Source organism: Pelagibius sp. Alg239-R121 (assembly GCF_947331435.1).
Classification (GTDB): domain Bacteria; phylum Pseudomonadota; class Alphaproteobacteria; order Kiloniellales; family Kiloniellaceae; genus Denitrobaculum.
The window spans coordinates 22,048-46,538 of the sequence record NZ_CAMZOF010000009.1 but is presented as its reverse complement, the minus strand read 5'-3'; the positions used below and the strand labels follow the sequence as shown (position 1 = coordinate 46,538).

Here is a 24,491-nt window from a genome sequence, read left to right as displayed (position 1 = left end):
CAACACTCGAGCGTCGCACGCCCGGGCCTGGTACGCCCGAAGCCTGCACATCCGGGCCTCGCACGACTGAACCCCACACGACGCAGCGACGAAAGACCGGCGCTTCATTGCCGCCCCTTAAGCCGTCGCGCAACGATCACCCAGGCGGCCGCCAGGCAATCGCCCTCGCCTTCCGGAGCGCCGCGCCGGACATAAAACTTGAACGCGCGCGATGCACCACTCGCAGACTATCCAGCGTCCGAAGAGTGTCAGGCGCCAGAAGAGCATCAGGCGTCAGAAGAGCATCAGGCGCCTGAGGCACCCCCGAACGCCAAAAGATCACGAAACCGACTTAAAAAACGCTGCAAACCCTCATCGAATCCACATCCGTCGAAACTATAGTTTTCTAACCGCCTGATAGTGTTACACTACCACGACTTCCGCCTGTATGGGGATTGGCCGGAAGTTGAATTTATTTTGCACCGGGTAACATAAATTGAGTGGATTACGCTTCAGGAGGTCTTCTTGGGAGCATTGCTTGATGATTGATTGACACGTTAATTGTGCTGATCTAACCCGCAATCAGCAAAGTCTCTAGAGTTTATGAAACCGGCGTTTCTACATCTTAAGTGCGGCCCAGACGGCATAAAAGCCGAAGGCGATACCTCGTATTATCACGGCAACGCCGTTGAACAAGATGACGGTACACGCAACGGTGTCTATGCGGAGTGGTCTTGGGACGGTGCGACGCTTCATGCAAGTAATTGTCGCTACGGCATGTCACCACTTTTCTACTACTGCGGCAAAAATGAGTTTTGCATCTCCAACTCTATCCCCAAAATTATAGAGCGTGGCGCGCCAATTGATTGGGACGACGATGCGATGGCCGTCTTTATTCGGCGCCATAGCTTTTTAGGCGAAGATACTCCGTTCAAAAAGATTCGCACTACGCCGCCAAGCGCTAAGCTGATCTGGCAGAACGGTCAAATGACCATAAAAGGTCATCGACCTACGTCAAAGCTGCAACATCTGAAGCGCTCAACAATCATTGAAGGTGTCATTGAACTATTCTCTAGCTCGATCAAGCGCCGTTTACCCGAATCAGAGAACTTCTATTTACCTTTGACTGGCGGCAAAGACTCTCGACACATTCTCTTAGAATTAGCGCGCCAATCGAGTCTACCTAAAGCCTGCGTCACCGCTAGCTTTCCACCCCCGTTTACCAATCAGGACAGTGAAATTGCTAGCCTCTTGGCCAAAAAACTTGACCTACCACATGTAATAATACCTCCCTCTGATCGTGGATTAATTGATGAGGAGAGGAAAAACCTACATACAAATTTTTGTACTATTGACCATGGCTGGGCACTACCCCTTACTCAATTTCTCCAAGCCAATGCATCTGAGAGTTATGATGGCTTAGGTTTGGACGTATACTTCAGCACTATGTGGCACAGTGAAAAACGTGCGGCTTTGTACAATGAGGGTTCTTTTAAGAAATTAGCAGAAGACTTTCTAGGTGATTCCGAGAATGCACTTTCTTTAATATTTACACCTGAAATAATTCAAAGATTCAGTAGGCGAAAAGCCTTGCAGCGGCTAACAGAAGAAATAGAACTGCACGCTGACGCCCCTCATCCTATAGCAGCATTTCAGTTCTGGAGTCGTACACGCCGAAACACCGCCACTTTCACATTTGGTCTGCAAAACAGTGTTCCCAAAGTCCACACACCTTATCTCGATCATGAACTTTTCGATTTTGTCACTGCCCTCAGTCCAGATGAGAACTTCGCCATCCATACCGATGCGTTATTGGCTGCATACCCCGAATTCAGTTCAGCACCTTTTGTTACGTCTGGCGTGCCCAATCGACCAAGCTCTTGGCGAATTAGACAAATGTCTCTCAGCTTACTATCGGAACTACTATCTCGGTCTAAAACACCTTCGGCTATGAGGTCCCTGTCAGTTGCTGCAAGGCTCACAAAAGGGTGCTTTTCAGGTAACTCCGCTGACTACGATTGGCTGCAGCCACTCCTTGTGTTTCATCTAAAACAACTAGAAAACTTGAGATCCATTTAGCGGCAACCAGAATTTTTAACGCACCAACCGTCGCATCGGATCTCAGCATTTTTCATGCAATTAGCTTTTGTTTCTCAGCGCTTGCCCCGAAAAAAGCAACATCGTTCGCAAAGCAAACGAAACGTATTCGGGGAATTGCCTATCCCTCCTAGACACTTATCCGTCTCATTCTGTGAGTCAATTCGCTTGGTTCGGGGAAACCCTCTATGCGGAAATAGATCGAAATCAGGTTGGCCAAAGATTACAGAATAGCGTCCATGGGTAACATAAATTAAACACACCACAGCAGATCAGAAATCGTCTTTAAGGATCACTTACGATTGAACATCAATCATTGTTCAATCGTAACTTACTTTCTTAAATTGCAGAGTCTTTAAAGATAAATGAAACCTGCATTTTTACATTTGCGCTACAATCCAGACGGCATCATCTCCGATGGCCAAGAGTCTTACCGCCATGGCAACGCTATCGACCAAGCAGATGGTTCGCGCAACGGCGTATATGCAGAGTGGTCTTGGGATGGAACGACACTAGCCGCGGGCAATTGCCGCTATGGCATGTCTCCTCTTTTCTATTATTCCGGAAAGGATGAGTTCTGCATATCAAACTCAATTCCAAAGATTTTGGAGTGCGGAGCCCCTAACGAATGGGATAACGATGCAATGGCTGTTTTTATCCGCCGACATACGTTTCTCGGTGAAGACACGCCGTTTAAACAAATCCGCGCTATGCCAACGAACGCAAAACTAACTTGGAGTAATGGCCGACTAAATTTGACGCATGAAAGCCATACCCCAAAGCTGCAGAACCTCAAACATTCCGAGGTCGTAGATGGCATAATCGAACTATTCGCCCAAGCAATCAAACGGCGACTCCCGCAAACTGACGATTTTTGCGTTCCTCTTACGGGAGGTAAAGACTCTCGGCACATTCTTTTAGAATTGGTGCGACAATCCGCTTTTCCCAAAGCTTGTGTAACAGCCAATTTTCCAAAACCTTTAACAAATGAAGACAGCGAAATTGCCCAACTTTTGGCAAGCCGGCTTGGACTCCCTCACATTGTCCTTCCACCTGTGGGGTTTGGGATAACCTGCGAAAAACGGAAAAACCTGCATACGAACTTCTGCACCCTTGATCATGGATGGGCGTTGCCACTTGTAGACTTCTTACAAGCCAACACCGCGGTTAGTTACGACGGTATCGGCTTGGACGTTTTCTTTAACACAATCTGGTACAGTGATAAGCGTGCAAGATTATACCAAAAAGGAGCGTTCGAAGCACTCGCTTCAGATTTGCTTGGTGATTCAGAAAAGGCCCTGTCCATCATATTAGACAAAGAGGCCTACAAACGCTTCAATCGAGCTCGTGCGATAACTCGCCTAGTAGAAGAACTAAAACTTCACGCTGACAAACCACATCCTATAGCAGCATTCCAGTTTTGGAGTCGCACCCGTCGCACGACCAGCACATTCACCTTCGGTCTTCAGCACACAATTCCGTTGGTTCATACGCCTTTCCTAGACAACGATCTTTTTGATTTCGTTTCTTCTTGCAACGATCACAGTCGTATTGCCGTTCATGCAAATGTCCTGTCTAAGGCTTACCCCGAGTTTGATGAGTTTCCATATACAAGCACTCAGATATCGCCTCCGCCCAACTCATGGCAGGTTCGACGCACGTTGATTCATGTACTGATAAACTTGTTATCAATACTAAAAAAAGATTCTCTCATTCGAACAGGATCTATTTATTCGCGATTTCTAAAAGGAAGTTTGACTGGTCGAAACTCTGATTTCAAATGGCTCCAACCGTTACTTATTAATCATATAAATCAAATGGAAAACTATAAATTTATATAAATATTAATAACACAATACACAATGCGATAAAATTTGTCATTATTTAGGAATTCTCTAGGGACTATTTTTTGTGCTTGATAATATTATTACATCACAATTTCTAATTTTTGTTCCGCGCGAGAAAAATACTTTCGCAACTGGAACTCAACACGCATTCGAAAAACACTGTAAAAGCAAAAATTTTCAAATTATCCGTTCTAAAAATTACTTCTTTGCGATCAACACACATGATCATCAAACAGATACCTCAACCGAGGAGCCGTTACTTGTAAGCCATGTTTCACCAGGTAAAATTCTCTCCAACCGTTCTATTGAAATCGCAAACAGTGACAACAACTGGAAAGTTTGGCATAGGCATCTGGAAACAGAAGCTCAAGTATACAATTTAATACATAGCCTTGAAACCAGCTTCAAGATTGAATCCGATGCACTTGGATTAATGCCAATGTATCGGTGCCACACGTCAGATGGTTTAATAATTTCGAGCAAAATACTTGATTTAGTTTCTATTTTTCCTGATGCGATAGGAACAGCAGATAGAAACTCTGTTGCTGAATTTATGATGATGGGCTACCCACTTTCTGGCCGAACGCTACATAAAAAAATTACCCGAGCGCAAACTGGTGAAGTTTTCGAATGGTCACTGGGAATTGGTGAAAAAATAACTCGCCCTAGACGCCTTCGTATAGAAGGCAAAATTAGGTCGGATACATATCTACACCAAGCTTTAGTTGACCTTGAAAAAGCGCTATCACAGAGCATTGTTCGCTATACGCAACATGGAGACTCCCCAATCAATGTTGCACTAAGTGGCGGATTTGATTCTAGAATTTTAGCAGCGACGATTAAGAACTGTAACTTAGATCTAAATACGTTCACGTACGGTCGGTGGCATCATAGAGAGCTCAGAACTGCACGCAGAGTTGCAAAAACCTTAGACGTAAATCATAAAATACTCAAATATCCATTAGATCATTATTACCTAAAACTACCTCTCTTTATGTCAACTATGGAGGGGCATGGAGATAGCAAAACAACACAGATCACAAATCTTTTTGAAATTGATGATCGTGAAGGTGCACCTCTGATTCATGGCTTCCTCTCCGATCCAATAGCAGGTAGCCATTTGAGTGATTGGTTTCCTACTCACGACTTGAAATCATACGACGAAGTCACTGATCAGCTAATGGAGGTATTAATCCCTCCCACCAGCCAGATGACACTTCTTCAAGATGTATTGGGTTTCCAATTTGATTTGGACCATTTCAGGAGTGAAATTCATTCGGAACTGTCTGAGACTGAGAAACCCTATCAGGCGGCGGTACTGTGGGACATAGAAAACCGACAGCGAGGACTAATCTCGTCGCACTTGCTAATGCTTGGGCAAAAGTTTGATGTGATTGCTCCGTTTTACAATAAAGAATTGCTCAATCGATGGATTACAATGCCTCGCATTGGATTGGACAAACGCTACCTCCAGCGCCAACTACTTGCTAATAGCTTTCCCCATTTAGCTAAAATTCCCCGAGACGAAGAAAATTCACCAATAATCCCTAACTTAAAAAATCAACTGCTTCTGTTTATTGACACTCTTGCAAGAAAATCGTTACTGCGCACTTACGGACGCATATTTGGTTATCGCCCGCAATCGATTTGGTCTTTGGGTCATGGCATGGCTAATGACTCTCAAAGAAACTTAATGAATTCTAGTATACAGGAAAACCAAAGCCTACCTGAGGAAGTTTTCGGACTGAAACTCAATCTAAATACGAGTTTGTTGAATAAGATTCGTCAAGCGCCGGATGACGGCGACTTCCAAACACCGCGATTCATCTTTCAATTGATCGAGTACGCGAGATGGACACAAGCGGCAATGGAAAAACCAATTCACCAAAATTCAGAGACGAAACGTCCTCTATCCTGTACTTGAACATTCTGATTGTGAGCAGCTTGGATAGTTGAAGGCAGCGTATTAGTTCCCTGAAGCAATTTTATTTGAAACAGACCGGCTTCGAAACTATCGTGAAGCCCCTTCGCCAACGCTTCTCCGAGCATCGCATAATCGGATATTGATGTTACGAAGCCCGCGCCTTCGGATGTAATAGACAATGGTACGTTGTAGACGTCACGGTAAAAAGTCTCAGAAACTCCTCCGGCTGTTGTACTCACAACTGAAACAACTGGATATACAGAGTTTACATGTGAGATAAATGCATCATTCGTTACGTTTGGAAACCTGAATATCGAATCAGGATCTCGAAACCGGCCATGAAAGTCAATGAAAGCACTTATTGAGTTTCCAGTATCCACTTCTATTGCAGTTCTCGTCGCTTCCACTACATCCAGTCGACCAGAAGAGTTTCCGCCAGGCCAATCTCTGTTGGGGTCTTGATCACGTTCACTCTGTTGTAAAGTTCCTCTATACGCATTTCCCCAACGACCAGAAGGATTAACCATCGGGTAAATAAAAAACTCCCAGTTTTTGAGAAGCGCATTTGCTGTTGCACCACCATCAATCAAAAAATCCACAAATGACTGCAGTTGCCAATTTCCTTGGTCCTTTGACGCGTGCTGTCCGGCAATAAATACGGCTTTGCGCTTCGGGCTTCCATCTGCAGCACTGGTTGCATCATCTGAAATTCGATAGCTTATTAATTCAAGCGCCGGTACCGGCAATCCATCGCCATCGCGCGTTGTCGCTGAACTCAATCCATAGACAAAGTCATTACCCGTTGAGCTTGGAGGTTCTGAAACAAATGGATTGAACTTAATGCTATCGATATGAGCGCGAACTCTTGAAGGATTGTACGGTGGACGAGTAGCAAAATATACAGTGTTTTGAGAGAACGAGGTGGAGTTTGACACCTCTTGAAAGCCCCCAGTTACGCTGGAATTGTCCATTCTGTGCCATGTTATCTCATCATAACTGAACCATGGTCGCCAAGCCACCGGCCAACCTTCGCTTCCATAAAGAGAGTATGGAACTGAATGAGATAGATTGAGTCGAAATTTTGGCATTTTTCCCAAAATTCCGGAGATTTTGAAAGCAAGGCTATAGTAAATCGGATTAGGTAGTGCGCCCTCAACATTGACGTTAGGTCTTGCGTAGACAGTGACCGTAGGTGATAGCGAATCTGGAGCTTCGATTATGGTTCTTGTAACATCTGTATTCCCACCTTCATACTGATCAGTCAATGTTACTGTTGAACTTGGAGTTGTTGTGATCTCTGCAGATAAAGATGCAATAATAGGCGAATGCGGCGAAGAGATTTGCGCACCTATTGCGTTACTTATTGGACTATTGTTGTCTGATGCAAGTGTTTGTATCGCTATTGGAGTTATCTGACTAATATTTGATACGAATGTCGGGTGCGGATGCGCAATTGGCGTTCCATTCAGCGCCCCAACAGCTGATGTTACATTTTCAGTCGTATTTCCCTCGATGAAGCGAACATCGAAAACAAGATCCGCTGACCGTACTGTTGCTGGTGGACGACCTGCGGAGTAATTTGCGCGTTCATTGGCAGATATAATTGAGCTCCAAGCACCAAGGTCTGCGAGACAGCCATTCAAATTGCGCAGGTTATCTGTTGCACGACCTCCAACAAGCCAATTGCCATTCTGCGCACGAAGTGGCGGTGTACCATCTGTTGAAGTAGCATAACTCAGCTCTTGTCCATTCAAGTAGATATGAACACCAGTCGCTGACGCTGCTCCATCCCACGTCACAACCAAATCATACCAAGTGTTAGTTGGGAATGACTGAGGAATAGCATACTTCAAAGTACTGCTAATCGTACTTGAGCAAGTAACTGCCAAACTCTGTTGACCAGAGTCCTCTCTCAGCCACGCTGTAAATCCGAAATCGTTTTCTCCTGATTCGATGAGCAGAAGATATTGATTCCCTGTTGCCGAAGTTAGCTTGAACCTACAGGCAAACGAAAATGGGTTTCCAACAGGAATATATATACTCGGATAATCAACACGCGCCGAAGAACCGTCAAACTGAAGAGCCATTCCAATCCTCGCTTACGCTGATTCGAGTTCGTCGACGTTCCAAGAGGTGATCGTCACCGTCGCGCCGCTGTTGATGACGGGGTTGTCGATCTCCATTTCGCCGCCGAGGCCGGTGGCGGTGATCGCGCCGTCTTGAACCGGGTTCGCGTCGCTATCGTAGGCACGGAACCAGCTGGCCGTTCCGTCGGCTCCGGCGTTGGCGCTTGGCGTGCCGTTCATGCTTGCGCGCGCGCCGGGGTTTTGGTCGGCCGCGTCGCCGAACGCGGGGTCCTGTAGCGCAATCGTTACCAGCACCACCCCGCTCGCCGGGTCATCGCCAAAGGCGGGCTGTGTGCCGGTGCGCAGTTCGATGTAACCCGGCCCTGCGCCTGCATCCAGACGGTCGACCTGTGCGTTGCAGCGCGTGAGTGCCGCGGCGTTGGGAATTCTTGTGACCATTGGTTCTTTCCTTCTCTTTTTCACCTGGCCTTCGAACCAGATTTTGTTCAGCAGGAGCCACCGGCTCTCTTTGGGATTCCGTGGCGTGAAACTTGTGAAGTCTTTTGGGACGCTCCGGCTCCAACCGGCGTGCCATTTGGACGAACGCGGTGACCAGATCACGACCAACGCGCCGCGCCGGCGACGCTTCCAGAAAGTCCGAAGCGCCCAGCAGAGGCAATTGGAACGTCCCGACGGCCGCAATCCAACGCGCCTGTCTTCATTGGACTTGAGCTTAGTGAATTCTGCCCCGCAACCTTTTGACGGCGGGCCTTCAGGCTTATGACGATCAGGCTTATAACGTTGAGGCCGCCGGGGCTCGAACAGGTGATACCTGAATGAGCGTCCTCTGCGCCTGCAGACGCCGTTTGCGCTGGCCGGTCCAAGCCAGTGCCGCATGGCAAACCAGAAGCCGCCAAGGATCATGGCCACAGACCCGCGCCACCACCGCTGCGCCATCGCCGCCGCTTCGCATCTACAAACGCGTAAAGTTGAAACTCGCCTCCAAATGGGACGCCGCAGATATCGCCGACAGAGTGACGGATAGTTTATCGCCCGTCGCAAAGTCATTGTCGTTGCCGGTGCCCGAGGCTCCCGCCTGCCCGGATGCCGCCACCGCAACTGCATTTAAGCCGCTGAGACCAGCAGCGTTTTTCTTGACGGCAAGGGTCACGCTGCCGGCCGCCAGGCTGAAATCGACGCTGTCCAGCCGCGCAGCTGCCGGCATCTTGAATACCAGCGTCACATCCCCTTCAAGAGGCTCTGGCTCGAAATAGGTTACGGCCGCCTTCTGCCCGGCCAGACTGACCGGGATCGAGGATTTCAGGGACTGGCCCGTCATGGCCTTGGACACACCGCCCTGGGTCAGGGCAATCAAATCCGCGTCGCCCAGGACGCTGGTCGTGGCGAGTTCGGAAAACTTCGTCATGGCTTACTCCGTGGTAAAACTTGCCAGGGTCTCGGTCGTCAGGTCAGAACCCGATTCCGTTTGCATCACGGCGCCGGCGAGGTAGGCCACAGACTCTCCGCCGCGATAGCCCGGCCGGGTATCGCCTTTCCAGCTGCAGTCCCCGGCCGCGGGCGTCGAGGCGGTGAAGACGGCGCTCATGGAATCCGCGACACGCGGGCATAGAGGCCGCCCGGCGTTCCACCTGTGACCTCGGCGCGAATACGCCCTGCGCCCAGTTCGAAGTTCGCCAGCCCGGGAGCGCCCAGAGTGACATCACCGCCGACATCCAATGCTGTCGCGCCATCGGGCCCAAGGTATTGCAGCTTGACCGCCGCGCCGCCGAAAGCCCCGGCAACCGTGAAGGTTCCCCGTCCCCCGCTCCAGTTCCGCCAACCGGCGTTCTCATCGTTCGCTATCAGATTTATCGTCATGAATCGCCTGTCCTTTTCTCAGCTCTGCTGGATCTCTGCGCCATTACATTCACTCGCCAAGCAGTTGCTTGCGGGCCGTGCGGGCGGTGGTGGTCAGGCCGTCTCCTCCGGTCAGGATGGTCGACGCCCGGCCACGTGCCTTACGCTGACGTTCCCGCTCGGCCGCCGCCGCGGCCTGAACTTCGCTGTCGTCCTTTTCAGGTGGCGGCGGTGGCGGTGGCGGCGCCTTAGGTTTCTTCGGTGAAATCAGTCCGCCCATCATTCAATCTCCAAATAGGTCATAGTCACTACGCGCGAGTTTCGGGCGGATCCGCCGTGCCGCCGGCGCGGCAAAGCGCAGGCTCATCAGGCCGTAGCGGGTCGCCGCCATCAGGTCGTCGTACTCCTTGATCACCTTGCCGTCCTTACGGTGGTAAAGACGGAATTCGCTGAACCATTCGTTCAAATGGGCAAAGACCTTCAGGCGCCCGGTCTGCATCCGCTCCAGGAGGATCATCAGTCCGGCTTCGACCCCGTTGGAGCCGTCGGCGAACTGTGCGTGTTCCTTCAACATGGCTAGCCCCTGCTCGCGGTACACCTCGGCCAGCATCCGTCCGCTGCCTTTGTCATGCTGCAGGCCGTCGTGCGGCCAGGCCCACGGCAGGCCTGCCCCCCAGGCTTTCAAGGCCGCGCCATGAATGATCGGGGTCGCCTGTTTCGCCTTATAGGCATGGGTGACATAGAGGCAGTCCGCATCCCGGTCCCAGGCCAGCTTGACGGCAGCCGTCGGGTGATCCCATCCGAAGTCCAACGCACCGAGCACCGGCCAGTGCGCCGGAATTTCGATCGCTTCCGTCATGATTTGTTCGTCGCCGATTGGGAAGATCCGGCCGGAGCCGAGGACCGGAATCCCCTTGGCACGCGCATCGCGCTCATGCAGCGGATAGCTCTCGATGATCACCCGGCGCTGCGCCTCGCTGTAATGCTCGGCGTCCCAGATTGTCATAGTCGTGACATGTCGCGACACGGCGCCCTACCCTCCACATTCGGTGATCGCGTCCGACAGGAACAGGCGCACGACCTCCGACATGCCGAGCAGCGGCGTAAAGGTGACGATGGTCATGCCGCCGGTCGCGTTGGTCCGCGTCAAGCCTTCGGAATAGACATCCAGTGGCGGCTCCTCGTCGAACCAAACACCGTCGAGCGTCTCGCCCTGCCATTTCTCACGGCCCTTTTCGTAGGATTTGAAAGCCAGTGTGGACTGTCCGCCGCTCCCGTGGCGCACGACAATGCTGTCCACCGTGTCCGCGCCCTGACGCGATGCGCTGGTGCCCAGAATGCACTCTCCTGGAATTGCTCCCGTGCCCCAGGCGTCCCTGCGCTGCGGCGGACCGAGCAGCATGCGCTGCGGATTATCCCGTGTGGATTCCGCCGTCACACCGGCGGCCCAAAGGCGTACCGGGCGCTCGAAACGCCGGCCCCGCCACCAGCCCGGATAGCGGCCGCAGAGGTGCATGGCCCACTCCGACGCGCCGGCCAATGTCTTGCCGAGCTGATTGCCCGCCATGAACAGCCGCTCACGGTGGGACGCACCGGCATCGTGAAAGATCTTCTGCTTGTCGTAGGGCCGGTAGCGGCCCAGTTCATTTTTCTCCAGGCGCTTCAGCTTCTCCCGCTTCAACGCGACGCTGGATTCTCTCAAGTACCGCAACCTGCCGTCCAAGATCCGCTTCGAGTTCGTTGAGCTCGTCGTCGCTGAGGTCACCGAAGCCACCGCCTTTCCCATCCCGTTTTTCTCCGAATAAACCCAGTTGCCGACCGAGCAGTTCCAAGGCCTTGTTCGCGACGCTGCCCTGGTGGCTGTAACTGCCCACAGTCCGGCCGTTGCGGTCGCGCAGGGGCTTAAGGCCCAGCGAGCGTTCGATGTTTTCCACCAGACACTCGACGATCCAGTCCTTATCGACAGGGCGGCCCTTCCTCGTCCGCCTGAGTTTTTCAAACCTGGATTCAAATAGAATTGACGGGCGGTTTTCAGCTTCCACGCCTGCATCGTCGAGGCCGCACTTCAACTCCTCGATCCGTGCCAGGATTTCTGGTTTTGCCAGCAGTTTCCGTATTTGCTTTGCAGGCTCCTTCGCACGATAGCCTGCGGCTTCATAAGCGGCTGCAGGCTGCATGTCCGATGCGATCAGATCCGCGAAAACCTCCTGACGAACAAGCTTTAATCCCGGCATGAAACTCCCTGCACGACGCGCGATTGAATTTGAATTGGAGAACATTAAGCTCATAGGTGATCAGGCTGGAGCGATCTCACTCGAGCATCTCCGACACACCAACCTACGTGGCGCCTAACCTATGGGACGCCTAACCTATGGGACGCCCAAACTACGGGGCGCTCACTCTTCGAACAGCAGGACAGTGTTACGGGTCCCATTTTTTTGCCCCTGAACCAGGTCAAAAAAAATCCCGCTTCGGCCTTGGCCGTCACGAGATTCAGGCCTATTGGCCCGCGACAAAAATCGCAAATTTAGGATTGTGAGTCAATGAGATGGGAATAAGAATTATCCCCACCATGTGTGATAGCAAAGACAAATGCCGATAACAGATCAATCTAATCCTTGATCACTTTCAGTGCCTTCTGTGATGCCGAAAGCACGTCCTGCCATTCCTCCAGCGCGATGTACTCCTCGTCACTCATATCCTCTTGGTATTTTTTGAAGATCAAATTGAGTGCCGAGATGACCTCATCCACCGCCCGCGCTTCTTCCTCGTTCTTCAGAATAACGCCGACGTAGCCTTTAGAATCTTCTTCCAGGCTCGTGTCGTCAAAAAGGAAACGTATCGAAAAATCGAGGTCGTCATATGCGACGTTAGGCGGGTACTCGCCTCTGACCCAGGCGGCCTGCTGATATTCGTGATCACTCAGCTTCTTGAGACAGTGGATAAGCTCGACCCGCATGTTCGGGTACTGAAGCTCGCTACTTGAAGCCATATTGGGACATCCACTTCATAGATTTTACGACGGCGGTTCAAACTGGATCGAAGAACGTTTACCTGAAACCAACGGTGAGCGCCGTTCATCAGTGTCACCGCTTCGGAACAAAGCGTCCGTGAGCACATGCCGTCAAGTTAGGACGCGTTGCCTCAGACGGCATTTGTCGATCGTTTTTCGCCGGCGTAAAAAGAACAATTAGAGAACATTTTGTTGTTCCGGCAATGAGGAGTCAATGAGATTTTCGAATGAGGCTTTTACCGGCAGGCCGTCGCGGCGACCGCGGTGCCGACCAAAATCCGCAGAGGGCCTTATGGGGCATACCATGTTCTCCACTTCAGATATTCGCTCAAGGGGATGTGGGCGTCCGGATTGCCGTCGATGGGTCCGTCAATCGGTTGCCCATCGCGTCCCCGCACGGTTCCCTTGTAGCGAACGATGACGTGATCAACACGCTGCGACGGATAGCTATGTTCGGGATTGGCCTTATCTACGCGGACACCGTTTCCTTTGTCGCCGGGATCCGACCAGCGCACACCCGGTTTGTTTTTCCGGCCCGCTTTTTTATCCTTTTTATTGGGCTTCGCCGTCCATCCCTCAGGAATGACCGGCATGACCTCCTTTACGCCTTGCCAGTCGGGGTACCAGCTGGCCGGGCCGGCACCTTCGCCCGGAGACGCTTCGCCTGCGTTCTCGTTGAGCATGACCAGCGGACCGTTCAGCCGTCCACTCTGATCCGGCAAACCTGTGATCACCTCGTCCGTACGTTCCGGCGGAACCAACCCTTCCGGCTGGGTGGTCAGTGGGGTGTTGTCCGGCGGCGTCCCGCCCGAGGTGATCGGCAGCTTGGGCCCGCCCTGGTCCCCGAACCCGCCCGGAACAAACTCAGCACCGGACTGCGGCTCCAGCGGCGGACTTCGGAACCGCCCTTCTTCCTCCGGATGCAGCAGCCGGCCAGTCTTGAGATCCAGCAGAGCCCAGTCTTTCCGGGCATTGTCATAGAAGCGTGCGGTCTCATCGACGTAGGCTTGACTTGAAGGGTCCCAGCGCTGGAGAACCGACATCCTGCCGTAGGTCTCTTTGTCAAAGATCTCCACAAAGCGAATGCCGTAATCCCTGTTGTCGTCGGTGATCTCGCCAAGGTATTCGCCTTTGTCGGCAAGACCGACCATCGACAGACCGACAAGTTCAGCGACGCCGGGCATCAGCGAAAAGAACTCTGTCTTCGCCTCCAACGAAAGCTCCTCCACCCATTTGCTTAGGTCTTTGACCTGATCCGGAGCCTCAAACCCCATGTCCTGCGAGGTCTGAATACTCCAGACCAGGGCCGCACCGACCAGGAGGAAGCCGCCCATGACAAGTGCCGACCCGGTGACGGCTTCCGCCTTCTGCAAACGCGGCTCTGTCGGGATCAGAACCGGCCTGCCGTCTTGCAGACTCAAGACGAAACCCGCATCCGCAAACCGGTTTTGGATCTGCTCGAGTCGAACAAAGGCCCGCCCCATGTGCTGCTGGATCCGCTCTTGCGCCTGTCGCGGCGGTAAACCCTGGGCCAGATAGTCCAGGTACTTTTCATCCAGTTGCTCCAGCAGATTGCCGGCGATATAACCCGCGGCACCGTCGCCAAAACTGCTGCGCAAGTCCCGCTGCAGGGCGGCGGCCGTGTCGTTGTTAAGCGCCCGGGTTCTGCCGCTACGCTGCAGTTCCGCTTCGGTCCGCTCCAAGGCATCCGCGGGTTCCAGCCCTGTCTCCAGCCAATGGCTGAGAACACCACCCCAAGCCCGTGTTTCCAGGTCGACCGCTTCGGCCAGCAGTTCAGGCGCGGCTTCTTTCAATCGGCTGTAGAGTTGGGCACCTGCGATCTGGCCCGCTTCGTCACTGCCCTGCAGCATCGCGGTCACATCGCGCGCCAGCCCCTTCGGCAGGTAGCCGGTCCTGGCAACCGCCGATGCCAGCTGTTCGCGGGTTCCATCCTCCGCCCCCCTTCTGACCGCCGCACTGTAAGCTTCCTCGTAGAAGGCGTCTGCCGCTTCGCGATTATGTGGATTGTCGATATCAAACCCGGTACCGCCGCTCAGCGCGCGCGCCAACGCGTCGTTTGCCATTTGCCGGGCCTGGGTCTCGATCTCCGCTTGTTCCGCTTCACTGCGTAACTCTTCTGCCTGCGCCGCTGAGAGGGCGCCTTCTTCTTCGGCCCGCCGGATCTCCGCGCGCCCCGCCTGACCGCTCGCGATATCCCGTGACAGATCCAGGCTCTTGTGCGTGCTCTGCCGGCTATGCTCGATGTTCTTCTGTGATTGCTGGCGCTGCAGCGCTTCCCGGGCGTCGTCCTGCAAGATCTCACGGCGCTCCTCGGACAAAACCTCCTGCCAGCGCCCGGCCGCCAGATCCGCCAGTACCCCATCGGGGTCGGTGGTCAGGCGCGCGTCCAGCAATTGCTTCAACGCGTGCTCTTTCCAAGCCGTCAATGCTTCCGGCCGCAAACCAAGCCCGGCCAACAACCCTGTCTCGCCGCTTTCTTCGTCACCGAATATTTCCAGGGACGCTGTATCGAACTCTTCAGGATTTTGCGCAACCTGCTCTTGCCAACTCGACACGATGCCTTGCACGTCCTTCAGGTTTTTCTGATGGCGCTGTTCGGCCTCACTCTCCAGCAGCATTTTGGCCCAGACCGCCCGCCGCGCGTCGATCCGTTCTGCCACCCTTCCCAGAAGACCCTGCCCTTGAAAGCGCTGCACCAGTGCCGCTGCACTGCTCTCGAAGACCTCTTGCTGACGCGTGATCCGGGTATTGCTGTCTTCTTCCGGTGGTGCCTGTGCATCGCTTTCGGCGCGCTGCTTGGCGACATCGACGTCAAGGCGAGAGATGACCTGGGCCACCTGGCGCTCGCGACGCAGCTCACGAGCGTCGATTGCCTCACCCAGATCAGCGACACCGGCGCCGAGTTCGGACAGATTGCGGCCGATGCCTGCCCCTAAGCCGGTGGCTTCCGCCCGTGGCGTACTGGATACGGCAGCGGGCGAAGTCGTGCGCTGCGGTTGGACTGGAAAGCGCGGCATAATTCTCCTCGCGATGTATGGAAGAAAGCCCGAATGGCTTCCGCATGCGCCCAGTCACGAACAGGGGGCAGGAACAGGGTGCCAAGATCAGGAAGGCAAGACGCCTGCTGGTTATAGGAATGTGAGCCGGGGCCGCTGGTTTCGCGCAGCTTCAGGTCAAAAAAAATCCCGCGCCGACTTTCGTCGTTGCGGGATTACCGGCCGGATCGTTTGACTTTGACTCGAAGTGAAAGGTAAACCAGCCACTCCTTCAATTTGTTGGATTCCGCCCCGTTCGAGACCTATTGGCCCGACGCAAAAATCTCAAATTTCCATATATAAGTCAACAGGATGAGCCACGAAGTTATCCCCGCTCTCCCCATCCACCGTCTTAATGCGTGAGCTCCAGTCGCCAGACAGCCTCACCGTCTCGATGCTCACCGCTCGTTTGGAATCCTGCAGCCCGGTACAAAGCCTCAGCAGCCGCGTTGCGGGGGTTCACTGTCAGGCTCAAAACCTTGCAATCAGGAAGCTCCCTCCGGATCAGATCGACAATCGCAATCAGGGCCGCTTTGCCGTATCCCTGTCTCTGGCGGCTTTGATGGATCACAAGATGATAGAGCTCACACCTGTCGGCGCGATCCGCGAGGGCGACGATCCCCACCATACTGTCACCCGAAAGAATTCCGAACGGGCGCCAGCGGAATCCACCCGGACAGAGATAGCACTTTGCCAGAATGACAAGCGCGACAGGTTCGTGATCTGCCACAAACGCCAGTTGATCCGGTCTCGTCCGAACCTCCAGCGCCTGCCTCCAGTTCGAGCGATCGAGCAGTTCGAGCCGCAGGTTGATCATGCTCATCACCTTTCCAAGGCCACCCCTGCATCATGGCCTCTTCTATATGACTCTGATCGTTGTTCCCAGCATCCTTGAGAGGAAGATCAGTCTCTACTTCTCACATCCAGAGAATGTATCAATCCAAAACGACCACACCTTATTGCAGGATGTCGCATCCCTTCTTCCAATCCTGCGGCAAGACACTCACGGCGGTGTTCGGTTTCAGACGGTTAAAGGCCATCTGACGATAACTCCATGCAAAAACCTCAAAGTCTTTCAGGACAGCTGCATGCAGATAGAGTTGAAAGTCTTTGGGCGCCTCATGCAGCGAAAGCCAAAGCGAGTTCGTACGGCCACATAAACCAGGATAGCCAGCCCCAACGCTCCTTTGACATTCAGCGGATGCTCCTAACCGCGATTATCCGGCATACAAGGTGGCGCCTCTGCAGGATCCTCTATGCCAACTGCGCCTTGAAGAAGTCGATTGTCCGGCTCCAAGCCAGCTCTGCAGCGTCCTTGTCGTAGCGCGGCGTAGTATCGTTGTGGAAGCCATGATTGGCACCCGGGTATATATGCGCCGTATAGCTCTTGTTGTGCGCCTTCAGCGCTGTCTCATAGGCAGGCCAGCCTTCGTTGATGCGTTTGTCCAGCTCGCCGTAGTGCAGCAGCAAAGGTGCCTGAATACGCGGCACGTCTTCGGCCTTTGCCTGCCGCCCATAGAAAGGCACCGATGCCGAGAGCTCGGGATAGGCCACCGCCAGTGCGTTGCACACACCGCCGCCATAACAGAAGCCCACGGCCCCAACCTTTCCGCTGCCGTCGTCTCGCGCTGCAAGGTGTTCATAGCCGGCGAAGAAATCGTTCATCAGCTTCGTACGATCTACGGTCTTCTGCAGGGCACGCCCCTCGTCGTCGTTGCCCGGATAACCGCCCACCGAGGTCAGGCCGTCCGGCGCCAACGCCATGAAGCCCGCCTTCGCCGCGCGCCGTGCCACGTCCTCGATGTAGGGATTAAGCCCTCGGTTCTCGTGCACCACCAGCACCGACGGCAGTTTACCAGCAGCACCCGCCGGCTTCACCAGATAGCCACGTACTTTGCCATGGCCATTGGGAGATTCGTAGTCGATGTACTCCGCCTCAATCCCCGGATCGTCTTTGGCCACCTGTTCCGCCAACGCATATTTCGGCGACAGCAGGTTCAACAGGCCAAGCGCAGTCGCGCCCCCAACCGCAAATTTGCCTGCGCCTTCCAGGAATTCACGCTTGGTGATCTTGCCGTGGACATAGAAGTCATAGAGATCCAGGAGCTCCTGATCGAAATCTTTCGCTGTGAACCGCATGATTTTCCTCCCTTGTGAGCAGAATTCGTCTCTCTAAGGTATTTGGTGGCGAGCGCATTTTTCAAGGCAATTGCTTTTCGAGCCAATTGTGAAAGCCCTCAAGTTTCAACAAGTCATCATGCTGTAAGGTGCTGAAGTCAATCTCCGTTGTCTTAAACCCACTGCTATTTGACTGTCGAAATCCTGACCAAATTTTTCGACGTCCCCGAAACCCTCCTCTGCCCCACCTGCTTCCAGTTCGAGCGATCAAGCAGTTCGAGCCGCAGGTTGATCATACTCATCACCTTTCCAAGGCCACCCCAGCATCATGGCCTCTTCTATAAACGCCAACGCTCTGACGAAGGGCGGATGCCAGTCACCCACGGGACCATCTCCCAGAGGATGCCAGAAAAACCGAAATTCGTGACCGCCGTCGTCCGTAGTTCGAAAACTCCAACTGTCGACCAAGTCCGGAATCGGGCAGAGAAAGAACCACCAAACCTGTCCCTCAACAATCTCTCCCGATTGTCCCAAGAGCAGCGGCGATTCCACGGCGACTACGCCGCTTTCTTCCGCCAGTTCCCGCACCGCTGCCGCCACCGGACTTTCAACAGCCTTTACCGTTCCCTTGACGATCTGCCGCCCCGCCAACGGATGCTCGAAAGCCAGAATCTCAGGGTTTTTCGTGCTGCCTCTCAACACTACGGGGCAGGCTTTGCGGATATGGATCATGTTCGGACAATCCCCTGGACCAATGCGGTCGGCATTCTCAGTCTTTAAACTATTTGACATATGCGTGGACGCAAGCTTGCACAGTGTTCAGTGCTGCACCAAATTGGCGGGATACTCGAACACGTCGCCGCAGAGCTGAAAGAAGCACTGCGGCTTCCACAAAGCTTTTGCAGAAACTGCCTGCGCCTGGGATGTGCGGAAGTGATGAACGCACGTTCTCGAGGCTACCTCCTGTCTGGAAATTACGTCAAATACGAAGACAGTCCCTCCGGAAAAAGCTGTTGCTGTCCCGACCTGAATTCATCGGCCGCGATCCAGGTCGCATCCGCCGCCAAACCGCCATCCGTGAAAGCAAAATCCTCGACGTCATAGGCTTCAGCCTTCAAGAACGCCGCTTCATACACGAAGACGATCTCGTGCCCCTTCGCGCCTTCATGTTCGTAAAGATTTTCCAGAACGCAGACGAATGCCGCCACAGAGACCGCCTCGCCGAGTTCCTCATCGAATTCCCGCACGAGCGTTTCTTCTGCGCGCTCCCCGAACTCGATCTCCCCACCGAGCGGCCGCCAACCTTTGATGCTGCCGTCGTCGGCCCGGACTGCGGCAACCAGGATTTTCCGCCCGCGGCGCACTAGGCCGACGGCGATCGGCCGCACCTGCTGAACAGGCCGCCATGACGTCTTTGTGTCAGCCATTGAAACCCACTCCGGAACACAAAATATAACGCTTCTTACTATTGAATAATGTCATCAATAGCATCCGAAAATATGAGCGGGTCCTCAGCAAGCCCCTTCAGAACAAGAACCTCGTAACAGCACTCGCGCAGCCTCAACGCAGGCGAACTCAGCGAGACGGATCGATGGAAGGAGAAAAAAATAGCCAATCCAAGCAAGAGTACCGATCCGGTAAAACACTACACTGCACTTGGCATCGCACTCGGAACCTGTTTCGGCACGGTCGTTGGCGCAGCACTCGGGAATCCCGGAACCGGCCTGGCGCTCGGCATGACGTTCGGCTTAGCTTTGGGCCTGACGGTGGGGCAGAAAAAGAAGAAGTGGCAGGATGAGGACGTCTCCGGAGACCGACCGTAAGCGGGCTCCTGCCAGCGCATTTAAGAAACGGCTGTTACCAGGCTTTCAGTGCCAAGTGCGTGACCGCCTCGCGCTTTCAGGCCATCTCACGCTTTCGGGCCGTTTCACGCTTTTGGGCCGTTTCACGCTTTTGGATAGACACCGCGGATCGGATGGATCTTCGCAACGCTGCGCCAGTGCGGAATGCTGCGTGTACCCGAGTGCCGGCGATAAGAGGGGAAGTGCGTGAGTGCCCGCCGCAGAACGAGCGAATGCCGCCGCAGGCACGCAAGGGCCGTATTTTCTGCCTCTGCATTAAAATTGGAGGGGCCGCTTAAAAGTGAGTTCTGACAGGATATAGCCCCCTGCGCCGATAGCGTAAAACTCTGCAGAAAGCTGAACCGGCTAACACCCGATTGCCTGGAGCGGGAAGGAACTGACCAAAGTCTTTGCAGGAACAGCCGCGAGGAACTCAATACCAAAGAGCGGGACAGGATCAGAGAACGCGACAGGTTTCGAGACAGCGGCCGCCTCTTGGAGTTTGCGGCAACTTCGGACCTGTGGGAAAGAATTTTGCGGGTAGGATCAGTCTTGTTCCCCGCCTCGCAAAATCGGGATCGAAAGTTTCGGTCCCGCTTGCCGCGAGGCTTGTCCTCGAGGGGTGCCGCCGGCGCAGAAATCGCAAGGGCAATAGCCGGCCGAAGCCCCCGAGATGAAACCGAAAATCGTAACGGCTTCACACGCAAGGAAAAGTCCTTTTAGACTTCAGGATCGGCGTTGAGAGCAACGGCTTCCTTCTCGCGCCAGCCTTCACCGGCGGCAACCAGACAGCTTTTGCCGTCGGGGGTCGACATGATGATCGTCCAGGTGTTGCCGTCGCCGGTGCTGAGCACCTCAACGAGGCCGCCCTTGCTGGTCAAACCGACTGCTACCGGAGCTTCACTGTATTTTTTGGCCAGGGTCGCCAGGATCTTATCGCGGCTATCGCACTGGGACTGAGCGAGGGCCGGCGTTGCAGCGATCGTCGTAGCGATTGCAAGGCTCAGACCCAGAGTTACGGACTTCCACATCACGCTCTCCTTTCCGCACCGGAAAACAGAGGAATTTCTTGTCGGCGCGTGAATATACGGTGACAGAAGTTAGTAAACTTAAAGCAAACAACTGATTAACCAGCAATTAAGATCGAATGAACAGGAGTTGACTATTTTTTCGAGTATTTCGATCAATTACGGTCTTCGCAAATAGTTGTAATCCTCCGGCACAAGTAGAAAATAAACCCGCACTATCCGTGCTTTAACGTGTTTAGGAGAATTGCCTCCTCTTGAATACGCCCCTGGCGAGCGCTCTTTTGCTGCAAATCTGGCGGGAAATAAGCGGTTTGCCTGGATCCAAGAAACAGCAGACCCCAAAAAAACTTCGTCCCGGCAAAACATCCTCGGAATGACCAAGAAGCCTCCACCATCCATTCAGTAACGCTCTGCGCCCACTGCTATACCAGGCCCGCGTATCATAAACGATGGATAAGCGCTGCCAGCTTTCGACAGAACCTCTGAGGCCGATCAATCGACCGCGCAGTTCGGCAATGCGGGACAAAGCGCGCGTTACGCCGCTCTCACATGCTTGGCAAAGTTCATGACTTCGCCTTTAAGTTGGTCGATTTGAGCCAACAGATCCTTGGCCGCACTTGCTGTCTGCTGCGAGGTCGCATCCGCTTTGTCGGCGGCCCCACTCAGTTCCACGATCTCACTGGTCACAAGCTGCGTACCGTCGGCAATGCGGTTGGTATTGCTGCTGATCTCGCCGACAGCCGCGCTCTGCTCATCGATGGCAGAAGAGACAGATGTAGCGACATCGTTGATCTCCGAAATTGTTTCCCGGATTTTTTGGATAGCGTCGACCGCATCCTTGGTCACATGCTGCATCTCAGAGATTTGTCCGGTGATCTCTTCGGTTGCCTTCGCGGTTTGACTGGCGAGATTTTTCACCTCGCTGGCCACGACCGCGAAACCCTTGCCGGCATCGCCGGCGCGCGCCGCCTCGATGGTCGCATTTAGTGCCAGAAGGTTGGTCTGTTCTGCGATATCCGAAATCAGGCTGGTCACTTCGCCGATCTTATCGGCTGCCTGCGCCAGCCCCTGCATGGTTTCGTCGGTCTGTTCAACCCGTGTGACCGCATCACCGGTAATGCGGCTTGAATGCGCTACCTGATCGACGATCCCCGAAATTGAAGCACTCATCTCTTCGGTCGCAGAGGCCACGGTTTGAGTATTGCTGGTCACTTCCTCGGCGCGCTGAGTGGTGCTGTCCGAGCGCGAGCGGGCTTCCGTGGCCACCTGATTCATGGTTTCGGCATGGCCATTCATGTCACAGGCCCGGGAACGGACTGTATCCACCAGATTGCCAACATCCTTTTCGAAGACGGCCGCGAGATCGGTCAAAGTCTTCTGCCTCTCTTCGTTGCCGCGTCGCTCGGTTGCGCGTTGCTGCTCACCAAGCTGCTGAGCTTCCGTCTCGGCAACCTGGGCCCGCTCGATGGCGGCGGAAGCTTCGGTAAAGGCGCCGGTCAGCTTCGCGGTGATCCACATCAGGGTCGCGGTTTCGAGAATCACGATGCCGGCATGCAGGATCACCCGGGCCAGATCGGTTCCGTTCGGGAAGACCGCCAGCGGCAGCAGATAGTTCAGTACTAGGTGATGCAGCGCCACCGTGGCCGCTGCCGCCAGAATCGTTCGCCAGTCGCAGAAAGCCGCCAGCATCGCCAAGGCGGCAAAGAAGTACATGTGGATGTCTATCTGCCAGGCATCCCCCATGAACTGATAGAGGATCAACGCCACCATCCCCATCTGCGCCACCGCAATGAGATAGCGGGTGGCCGCGACGCTGCCGCTGACTTTCCAGCTCAACGTCGCTGCACAAGCCAGCAGCGCCGCACCGACACTCGGCCAGAGCCAATCCCCCATAAGTGCACCGAGGCCGGCTATGACAGGAAGGTGTAGCCAGAGGAATGCCACAAAATATGGCGTTACGCGTTGTCTGAGTTCATCAATGGGGTTCATGAGGTAAAACCATTGTTTGAGATAAGGACTTTAAGTGATACCGCGGTTCGAAGCGGCGCCCGCCGGATCACAACCGCCGACAAATACCGGGTCGATCCCGATCCAGGCGCCATGGCGCCAGAGTTGCGCAACAGTGACATCCCGGTCGAAGACCGCCACGACGACGTTGCGAAAGCCGCCGACGCGGACGATCCGGCCATCGAGCGCCGCAACCTGATGCAAGGCGGCGTCACTGCTGACCGTCGGGTTGAAAAAGAGAGCGACGGGTTCCTGGGCAGCAGGTGCGCGCAGACTGAGCGCGGCCAGGAACAGACTCGTGCCGAATGCGAGGGCAAGTGCCGGCGCTACGGAGCGCCAGGGACTCTGTGGTTTTCTGCTGGAGTTAGTCTCGCACATCGCATGAACAGCCCGTCTTAATGCGGCCACTATCCAGTAGGTATCTTAACAAATGGTTCTACCAAAGGTTCGACATATCCCCGATTGATTCAGGCTGGGTGCAGCGCGAATGTCAGGCACAGACTGATTGGACGACGAGATGGGCATTTTTTGAAAGTAAAGGACGGAAAATGAAGCGCTGCCGGTCATTTGCTAGGAACCAAGCTCCTTGTGCAGCCAACCTCCAATTCTGCAACACCGTTGTTGCAGGGCGGATACTTTTCCTACGCCCATCCAGTCTTATCGTGATTCATAATCTCTCAGGTCTTCCGGCGCGTGAAGCAGAGTGCCTTCGTACTTCGGAAGATCATCATTCATTTGAAGCCAGGGAAGCTTACTTTCAAAGTTTACGTGGAACCTGGGCTCGAAGTCGGCGGGATCTTCCAAAGACGCGGCATAGAGGTGCATCCCGCCCGTGTAGTGATCTGCTTCAAATCCCATCGGGGAACCGCACGCTTCGCAAAAGTGCCTCCATACTCCTTTGGAACTCTCGAATGATTTCGGCGCCGCTCCCAGCCACCGAAAGTTTTTGACCGGAACGCCGAGCCACGCGACCACCGGTGCAGCACAATTGCGGCGGCAATCATCGCAATGACAGTAGCAGGCCCACGTTACCTCGCCTTCAAATTCCCAACTCGTTTTCCCGCAAAGGCAATGGCCTCGCTTTGTCATTTCATCCTCCAGGTGTGGCCGCACAGTATCCGAAGTACCGGCCTGAGGCCTCGGCACCCTCTTTCACTAGCTGCCCTTCCTATTCTTCAGGTCGCAATTAGACCTGAAGCGGCGTGAGCGCTGTTCCAAATGCGACGCTGCTTAAATGTTCGCTTTGTCCGGTGGAATCAGATGATCGGTTCTGCAGGCCGGGCAGACATTGAACTTGAGCATTTCGGCGCGATCAGACAGGGGCTATGTGTTTATGAGTCCACGCACCGGAAGCCTGCTGCTGTGTACTTGAAGCACCCTGGCGGCGTCCGGCCTGCTGCAATCGGCTACTACCGCCCGCTGGCCTTTCAGCTCGCACCTCAGGGTCCCGGCATCACGAATTTCCCGGACACAAATCAAGGCTCATGGAGAATAACGGGCTTGCCGTTATCAGCCGGAAATGAAGCAATTGGGTTGTTTCCGCCTGTTTAGGTCATACAGGACTATGATCCACGACGCTGTTTATCGATTTTCAAAAACAAATCAGTCGTACTTGCCGCAAGGCTCACTAAATGCGAGGAAGAGTGGGCGCCACACCC

General features: G+C 54.0%; 20 protein-coding genes and 1 pseudogene. 3 read left to right on the top strand and 18 right to left on the bottom strand.

Annotated features, from left to right (window positions below):
* Nucleotides 1-582: 582 nt before the first annotated feature.
* From QMZ18_RS26725 to QMZ18_RS26715, 3 genes are all read left to right on the top strand, one after another.
* Complete coding sequence (locus QMZ18_RS26725) at nt 583-2,058, top strand: hypothetical protein (RefSeq protein ID WP_282609444.1); 1,476 nt, start codon at nt 583-585, stop codon at nt 2,056-2,058.
* A 383-nt stretch (nt 2,059-2,441) separates the two neighbouring features.
* Nucleotides 2,442-3,917, top strand: a complete 1,476-nt coding sequence (locus QMZ18_RS26720) for an asparagine synthase-related protein (RefSeq protein WP_282609443.1) — start codon at nt 2,442-2,444, stop codon at nt 3,915-3,917.
* Between the two features lie 70 nt (nt 3,918-3,987).
* Nucleotides 3,988-5,847 (top strand): asparagine synthase-related protein, encoded by a 1,860-nt coding sequence (locus QMZ18_RS26715; RefSeq protein WP_282609442.1) that lies wholly within the window; start codon nt 3,988-3,990, stop codon nt 5,845-5,847.
* Here QMZ18_RS26715 and QMZ18_RS26710 read toward each other — a convergent pair.
* The 18 genes and pseudogenes from QMZ18_RS26710 to QMZ18_RS26630 all read right to left on the bottom strand — a co-directional run bounded on the left by QMZ18_RS26710 (nt 5,805) and on the right by QMZ18_RS26630 (nt 23,922).
* Nucleotides 5,805-7,934: a LamG-like jellyroll fold domain-containing protein gene (locus QMZ18_RS26710; RefSeq protein ID WP_282609441.1), complete on the bottom strand. Its 2,130-nt coding sequence runs from the start codon at nt 7,932-7,934 to the stop codon at nt 5,805-5,807. The two genes, QMZ18_RS26715 and QMZ18_RS26710, sit on opposite strands and share 43 nt — an antisense overlap.
* Nucleotides 7,935-7,946: 12 nt before the next feature.
* Entirely contained in the window at nt 7,947-8,396 is a 450-nt protein-coding gene (locus tag QMZ18_RS26705) for a hypothetical protein (protein WP_282609440.1), read from the bottom strand.
* A 490-nt stretch (nt 8,397-8,886) separates the two neighbouring features.
* Complete coding sequence (locus QMZ18_RS26700) at nt 8,887-9,339, bottom strand: hypothetical protein (protein WP_282609439.1); 453 nt, start codon at nt 9,337-9,339, stop codon at nt 8,887-8,889.
* Nucleotides 9,340-9,515: 176 nt separating this feature from the next.
* Nucleotides 9,516-9,791 carry a hypothetical protein gene (locus tag QMZ18_RS26695; RefSeq protein WP_282609438.1) on the bottom strand — a complete coding sequence of 92 codons (276 nt, stop codon included), beginning with the start codon at nt 9,789-9,791 and terminating at the stop codon, nt 9,516-9,518.
* Between the two features lie 49 nt (nt 9,792-9,840).
* Nucleotides 9,841-10,053: a hypothetical protein gene (locus QMZ18_RS26690; protein WP_282609437.1), complete on the bottom strand. Its 213-nt coding sequence runs from the start codon at nt 10,051-10,053 to the stop codon at nt 9,841-9,843.
* The gene (locus QMZ18_RS36975) at nt 10,054-10,629 is read right to left on the bottom strand and encodes a hypothetical protein (RefSeq protein ID WP_322097356.1); all 576 of its coding nucleotides are present in this window, start codon (nt 10,627-10,629) and stop codon (nt 10,054-10,056) included.
* 15 nt (nt 10,630-10,644) lie between these two features.
* Nucleotides 10,645-11,337: pseudogene (locus QMZ18_RS36970) on the bottom strand (terminase family protein); the annotation flags it as partial.
* A 76-nt stretch (nt 11,338-11,413) separates the two neighbouring features.
* Complete coding sequence (locus QMZ18_RS26680; protein ID WP_282609436.1) at nt 11,414-12,004, bottom strand: hypothetical protein; 591 nt, start codon at nt 12,002-12,004, stop codon at nt 11,414-11,416.
* Between the two features lie 377 nt (nt 12,005-12,381).
* A complete protein-coding gene (locus tag QMZ18_RS26675) occupies nt 12,382-12,762 on the bottom strand; it encodes a hypothetical protein (RefSeq protein ID WP_282609435.1) in 381 nt (126 codons plus the stop codon).
* Nucleotides 12,763-13,073: 311 nt separating this feature from the next.
* On the bottom strand, nt 13,074-15,821 hold the full coding sequence (locus QMZ18_RS26670) for a hypothetical protein (protein ID WP_282609434.1): 2,748 nt from the start codon (nt 15,819-15,821) through the stop codon (nt 13,074-13,076).
* Between the two features lie 370 nt (nt 15,822-16,191).
* Nucleotides 16,192-16,662 (bottom strand): GNAT family N-acetyltransferase, encoded by a 471-nt coding sequence (locus QMZ18_RS26665; protein ID WP_282609433.1) that lies wholly within the window; start codon nt 16,660-16,662, stop codon nt 16,192-16,194.
* A gap of 431 nt (nt 16,663-17,093) precedes the next feature.
* Nucleotides 17,094-17,978 (bottom strand): YghX family hydrolase, encoded by an 885-nt coding sequence (gene yghX / locus QMZ18_RS26660; protein WP_322097323.1) that lies wholly within the window; start codon nt 17,976-17,978, stop codon nt 17,094-17,096.
* A 246-nt stretch (nt 17,979-18,224) separates the two neighbouring features.
* Nucleotides 18,225-18,689 carry an NUDIX domain-containing protein gene (locus tag QMZ18_RS26655; protein WP_282609432.1) on the bottom strand — a complete coding sequence of 155 codons (465 nt, stop codon included), beginning with the start codon at nt 18,687-18,689 and terminating at the stop codon, nt 18,225-18,227.
* Between the two features lie 242 nt (nt 18,690-18,931).
* On the bottom strand, nt 18,932-19,384 hold the full coding sequence (locus QMZ18_RS26650; protein WP_282609431.1) for an NUDIX hydrolase: 453 nt from the start codon (nt 19,382-19,384) through the stop codon (nt 18,932-18,934).
* A 1,133-nt stretch (nt 19,385-20,517) separates the two neighbouring features.
* The gene (locus tag QMZ18_RS26645; protein ID WP_282609430.1) at nt 20,518-20,829 is read right to left on the bottom strand and encodes a hypothetical protein; all 312 of its coding nucleotides are present in this window, start codon (nt 20,827-20,829) and stop codon (nt 20,518-20,520) included.
* 531 nt (nt 20,830-21,360) lie between these two features.
* Nucleotides 21,361-22,815: a methyl-accepting chemotaxis protein gene (locus QMZ18_RS26640; RefSeq protein ID WP_282609429.1), complete on the bottom strand. Its 1,455-nt coding sequence runs from the start codon at nt 22,813-22,815 to the stop codon at nt 21,361-21,363.
* A 30-nt stretch (nt 22,816-22,845) separates the two neighbouring features.
* Complete coding sequence (locus QMZ18_RS26635; RefSeq protein WP_282609428.1) at nt 22,846-23,211, bottom strand: hypothetical protein; 366 nt, start codon at nt 23,209-23,211, stop codon at nt 22,846-22,848.
* A gap of 279 nt (nt 23,212-23,490) precedes the next feature.
* The gene (locus QMZ18_RS26630) at nt 23,491-23,922 is read right to left on the bottom strand and encodes a GFA family protein (protein WP_282609427.1); all 432 of its coding nucleotides are present in this window, start codon (nt 23,920-23,922) and stop codon (nt 23,491-23,493) included.
* Nucleotides 23,923-24,491 lie beyond the last annotated feature (569 nt).